The 5531-nt window shown below is 60.6% G+C and carries 6 protein-coding genes; all 6 read right to left on the bottom strand.

Annotated features, from left to right (window positions below; all coding sequences use genetic code 11):
* Positions 1–1448, bottom strand: a 1448-nt coding sequence (locus EZ216_RS21935) for an RHS repeat domain-containing protein (protein WP_239024476.1), incomplete at its 3' end; no start/stop codon positions are given.
* A gap of 544 nt (positions 1449–1992) precedes the next feature.
* A complete protein-coding gene (locus EZ216_RS21150) occupies positions 1993–2292 on the bottom strand; it encodes a hypothetical protein (protein WP_135251793.1) in 300 nt (99 codons plus the stop codon).
* 66 nt (positions 2293–2358) lie between these two features.
* On the bottom strand, positions 2359–2958 hold the full coding sequence (locus EZ216_RS21145; protein WP_167773015.1) for a tetratricopeptide repeat protein: 600 nt from the start codon (positions 2956–2958) through the stop codon (positions 2359–2361).
* Positions 2959–2969: 11 nt separating this feature from the next.
* Positions 2970–4430: an RHS repeat domain-containing protein gene (locus EZ216_RS21140; RefSeq protein ID WP_135251791.1), complete on the bottom strand. Its 1461-nt coding sequence runs from the start codon at positions 4428–4430 to the stop codon at positions 2970–2972.
* A gap of 162 nt (positions 4431–4592) precedes the next feature.
* Positions 4593–4949, bottom strand: coding sequence for a hypothetical protein (locus tag EZ216_RS21135; protein WP_135251790.1), 357 nt, complete (start codon positions 4947–4949; stop codon positions 4593–4595).
* A 1-nt stretch (position 4950) separates the two neighbouring features.
* The coding region (locus EZ216_RS21130) for an RHS repeat-associated core domain-containing protein (RefSeq protein WP_135251789.1) at positions 4951–5531 on the bottom strand (581 nt) is incomplete at its 5' end.

Below are 5531 nucleotides of genomic sequence, written 5' to 3'. Positions count from 1 at the left end.
CGAACCGCACCGTCGGCGTACGTGACAGAGGTCAGCCGGTTGGCCGTGTCGTAGGCGTACTGGATCAGCTGGCCGTCGGGCGCCGTGATGGACTTCAGCAGCCCACTCGGTGCGTACACCAGCGAGAGCGTTCGGCCGAACGGATTGACGACTTGTGTGAGTTGGCCGTTGGTGTACGCATAGCTGGTCACCCAGCCGTTCCGCTGTGTGACGCTCTTGGCATAGTCAGTGCCTGTGCCCGCGGGCTCGAACAGGTACACGTCATCGTTTCGGGAATCCTTGATTCGCCATTGCGTGCCGGAGATCGTCAGCGTGTCGGCGGCACCCACCGCCGCCCAGGGCGAGCTCGTGTTGGCGCGGGTGAACGTGATGACATAGCCATCGCCCAGCGTGATCACCGCCTTCGTGCTGGTGGACCTGAGCACGTGCAGCAGACCCAGTCTCCAGCCGATGCCCATGGGCACCACGGCATCGCGTACGTTGCTCAAGTAGGTGCGAACGACATCGGGCCCACGTCCCGCCGGATCAACGTAGTCGACCTGGACTTTCGCCTTGGCTCCCGTGCCCGGCAGGATCGGCTTTCCCACCTCCGAGCCATCCTCGCGAGGGCAGGAGTTTTGCGATCCGTACGCCGCACCAGGGGGCAGCGGCGGCGCCTCGCAAGCGGTGCCGTTGCGTGCCACTTGATAGCCCAACGCGCAGCCGCAGGTGTTCGAAGCAGCGTCGTACGTCGCGTTGGCAGGGCACTGTTGACCGGCGAAGCACCGGTCCGACGCCAGGTCAAACGTCGTGCCGCTGGGGCAAATCGGCGATACCGGGAGGTTGCTAAACCCTACAGAGGGATCGTGGCCATTACCCGTTCCCGTGCAGAACCAACCGCTCGCGTTCTTGACCGCACCTGTGAAGGTGTAGCCGTTGTTGGCGGGAAATTGAGAGCAAGCACTACTTGGCGTCGCCCCAACATACTGACCATAGGAGGTGTTGACGGTTATCCATTGAGACGGCGAGACGCCAGAAGCGCCTTGGAACGGCAGGAATGCGCGAGACGTCTGTTTGACGTCGCAGCCGTTGTGAGCGGCGTTTTCGCGAAACTGAGCCTTGCACGTGCAACTGGAGGACTCCAGGTCGGCAGTCGCGGGACACGCCGCAGCCACGCACTTGTCAGTTGCCGGATTGAAGGTAGCGCCGGCAGCACACCGGACACTGACAGGCAGGTTCGGGAAGCCGACAGAAGGGTCGTGTCCATTTCCCGTCCCAGTGCAGTACCACTGTAGTCCACTCTTGACTGCGCCAGTGAAGGTGTACCCGCCGTTCGGTGTCAACTGAGCGCAAGCTGCGCTGGGCGTTGAATCTACCCCCACCTTTCCGTAGGGGTCAGCTACCGTCACCCAAGCCAGAGGGTCTACAGGCGTCGTGTCAGCAGCCGGGAAAGAGGCATGCGCATGCATCGACAAGAGCGTCGCCAGCACGGCTAGGCCGCGCACGCTCGCCGAAAGAAGACAAGCTGCTGTGGCCCTCCCGCGCGCGATGCGCATGAGTCGATTCCAGCAGCGCGGCACAGCCGCGTCCGCGGATGGAACCCGGAGGACTTCACTCCATGTTTTCATTGTTTTCATCTTTTCTCTAATTCAAAGCCTGGCCTCGTGCCGGAGAGCGGCGTCAGCGGACGTTGAGTTCTCCCCAGTAGCAGCTGAAGCGGGCTATTGCTGCTTTCGGGTGGTTACGCACGTTTCGGCGGCGCTCAAGGCGCACTCGTTCACAGGCCAGCCGCGGCTAGCACTGGCCGGGCACTTCCTCTCCGCCCCACTTCCCCGCTTTCAAGCGGGCGCTTTCGGAGATTCCTCGGGGGCCCAGCGTCTCCATCCACGTGATTGATGCCATGCTCGCAGGGTGGGGGAAGAACAATGGCTGCAATCGTTGCCCTTCTTTGGCTTATCAGCTAAACCGCTGCAGACGTTTGGGGAGTGGTCTTCCTTTAAGAAGCTACAGCGGTCAGTCGTACGCGTCCCAGAGTAGTCCCGCCTCCGCTTCAAATCTCCCGCCAAGTCGAGACGCGTCATCCTTCGATTTGACTACGATGTCCTGCAAACCCACGAACAGCCGCTCCTGATTTGGGAAGCGCGTTACCGTTTCGATTTTTAGAGAGCCCCCAAACCAATCGCTCTCTTTCGGTCTGAGGACATGAACTTCTCGGCCCTTCTCAATCGGCAAGTCGATCTCGAACCCGCCGCTCACACGGCCAAACGCGTCAGATGGAGAGCCCAACAGCGAGAAAAAGATATGAACGATCATGCGTGCTCCTATCGAGGAGCGCCAGGCGTAATCAGCGTGAGTGCGGCGGCAGTTTCTTCCGACATGTCACACCCCATCTTTCGCCCGAGAGAGATCATCGACCAGATCGCTGCTTTGTAGCCGTCCATGTACTTTAAGTGGTTCATCCAAGTTCGGAACTACAGCCTTCAACGGTGGATGACGCCGCTTTCGCAGTCGATCTATGTTGGCTCGAGCACGGTCTCCCACCAAGTCGCGCCGCCTGGCTAGCCCTTTGTAGAGCGTGAGAGCCTCAGTGTCGCGATCCTGGTCGAACAAAGCATTGGCCAAGTTCAACTTGAACTTGGCTGAGATTGTGCGATTCGGATTCATCGCAAGGCCGCTCAGGAAAGCCTTCTCAGCGAGTTTCGGCTTTCCCTCCGCGTCGTAGCAATTTCCTATGGCCAGCAAACATTGCAGGTCACTGCTGTCAGCTCGGAGCGCCTTACGGAAGGCGCTCCGAGCATCCGGATAGTTGCCCAAATCGAAATGCGCGCATCCGACGCAATACCACGCATGGTTCTTGTCGTAAAAGTAGCCCGCACGTAGGCCACCGTCTGGGGTTAGCAGTCGGCGCAAGGCCTTTCGAGGTTGCTGCGCACGCAGCAGTGCATGGATGTCGTCGAAGTCAAACAGATCATGGGGCACTTCTCGACTCCTCAGCTCGGACAAGGCTCCGGTTCCTTGCGAAACATCTCGCAGCCAGGGAGCTCCGGATTCTCTCCGCACATTTCATTTAGCAGCTCCCAGATGAACAGGCCGCCGATGCCTCGCGCGCCGCGCGAACCACGAGTACCTCGCTGCCCTTTTGACTGTCGAGAGTGCTCCTCCGCATTCTCATGGCCTACGTTGCGCTCGCGCTCGCCGCTCTGCTGTCGATGCGGCGGCGGAGGCTTCTTGTTCGGATTTGGGGGTTTTTCATACTTTCCCTTGGCCCCCTCGGGACTGTCACCAGCCAGACCGAGAGGGTCAATGAAGCTGAGTGGGTTGCCATCGACATAGGCGAAAGTGTTGATACCTCCGACGAGCCCGATGGGATCACTCTGGACGTAGCGCCCCCAGGCGGCACGATAGTCGCGATTCCAATTCTGATTGAGCCCGGTCTCCGAGTCAAACACCTGCCCTGGGAAGCGCTGGTTGAACGTGAACGTCCCGGCCGCGCTGGGGTTCTGGTTAGGTGCAGTCGCTCCAAACGCTTCTGCAGCATCCCAGCGCCACACAATGGTCTGATCCTGCGCAGTGACCATGCGCGGCGTGTCGATCTGGTCGGCGTACACGTTGTACGCCGCGCCCTGCTTCATCACGCCCACCGGCGTGCCACCCAGGTAGATCGTCTCGTACACCGGCGTCCCACTGGCGTCGTACTCCCCGGTCAGTCGCCCCGCTTCGTCGTAGACGTAGTAGGTGCTGGTCGGCGATGCGCCCGTGGATTGCTTGCGCACGCGCTGGCCCAGCCAGTCGTAGGCGAAGGTCAGGCTACCGGGCGACGCGGTGGCCATGCGCCCGCGCCCGCTGTAGGTGTACGTGGAGGTCCCGTCGCCCGTCACGTTGCCCGCGGCGTCATGACTCACGATGCTCGTGCCCGAGGCATGCGTCACGCTCAGCAGCTTGTTGCTCTGGCTGTCGACGGAGTTGGCGTAGGTCGTCCCGCCCACGGTCTTGGCCGTGCGGTTGCCGTTCGCGTCGTAGCTGTAGCCGATGCTGCCGGTCGCCCACGTGGCGGTCACCAGCCGATCAAGACTGTCGTACCCGAAGCTCTGGTCGAGCGCGTTCACCGACCCGGCGCTGTTGCTGTGGGTGTACCCGGTGATGCGGCCGGCCGCATCACGCTGCAGTTGCCGCACCACGCCAGCCTTGTTGCCTGTCCCCGCCGGGTTGCCCAAGCTGTACCCTGCGATGCGGCCGGCGTCGTCGTACGTGATCGTGCGGGCGGTCCCATCCGACCACTGCCAGTCCTGCACCTGCCCGTCGGCGTTGTAGGTGATCTGGGACAGCAGGTTCGCGTGCGACTGCAACAACCCTACTTGGCTGCCGTGCAATGCGGCGACATTGCGGCGTGCCTCGCAAACCCAGAGTAAGGGTGCTCCGAACTGATTGCCGTCGGCGAACGCGTAGCTCATCGCATAGGTAGGATCCTGCGAAAACCACTTCCTCGACTTTCCACTAACTCACAGCCCACACCGCGCGCCGGACAGTGGCGTGAGTGCACCTTGAGTACTCTAGTTCCGCTGACGCGGTCTGTTGACAGGAGCCCCGCCGCACTCGCACCCCAGCCTTAGCAGCTAAGGAGTTGCGGTCGGTTTTCTTTCTTGAGCAAGAGGTACATCTTGACCTTTGAACTCGTACCTGATTTCAATTTGATCATCGGCAAAATGAAAGCTCATAACATACCCGTGAGCTATGGCGAAATGATGCATGCTCATCAGAGATGGCATCAGCATCATGCAAAGAGGAAATCCTTTTGATCTTCCTGTCGCAATTTCATTGGCTTGGCGGAGTGACTTTGCCCACCCCTGAATCTCCCGCGCGACGAGCTTTCTTCTCCATGGGCTGGTAATCAGCATCACATGATCCTGCCTTTTGACGAACGCGTCGCGCGTTTGAGTCAAGAACGTCTTGCTTGGATAAACGGCTTTCACGCTAGTTGTCCTTGAAGACCTTCTTACAGATCGCGTACTGCACAAAGCACGCGCCCATCAATGCAGCCTTGGTCACGAACGAGTACGACCTGGCGATGTCGGTACAGACCTTCAGCTGGCTCTCACAGTCGTTCTTCGGCGGTCGCGGCGGCGGCGTGCACGGGATCTCGATTCTGCATTGCGTCGGCTGGGAGTCCGGGCCAAACCCTGACGGCCAAATGATCGTCCCGGTACCAGGTGGCGGGGCAGGACCGTCGGCAGGATCCCTACCTGGAACAGGTGACATGTTCTGCCTATCCGGCAGAGGGATCACAGGAATCGGAATTCCCCCTGGGCCGGGCAGGACCGCCTGCAACCCCTTCGCATCCGAAAAGCTCAGAGGATTCGCACCGACATAGCTGAACGTATTGATGCCGCCCGCCAACCCTATGGGATCGCTCTGTACGTAGCGCCCCCAAGCGGTTCGGTACTCGCGGTTCCAGTTCTGATTGAGCCCTGTCTCCGTATCAAACACCTGCCCCGGGAAGCGCTGGTTGAACGTGAACGTGCCAAGCGAGCTCGGGTTCTGGTTAGGTGCAGTCG

It is taken from the genome of Ramlibacter humi, from assembly GCF_004681975.1.
GTDB classification, from domain to species: domain Bacteria; phylum Pseudomonadota; class Gammaproteobacteria; order Burkholderiales; family Burkholderiaceae_C; genus Ramlibacter; species Ramlibacter humi.
This window is presented reverse-complemented; position numbering and strand designations above follow the sequence as displayed.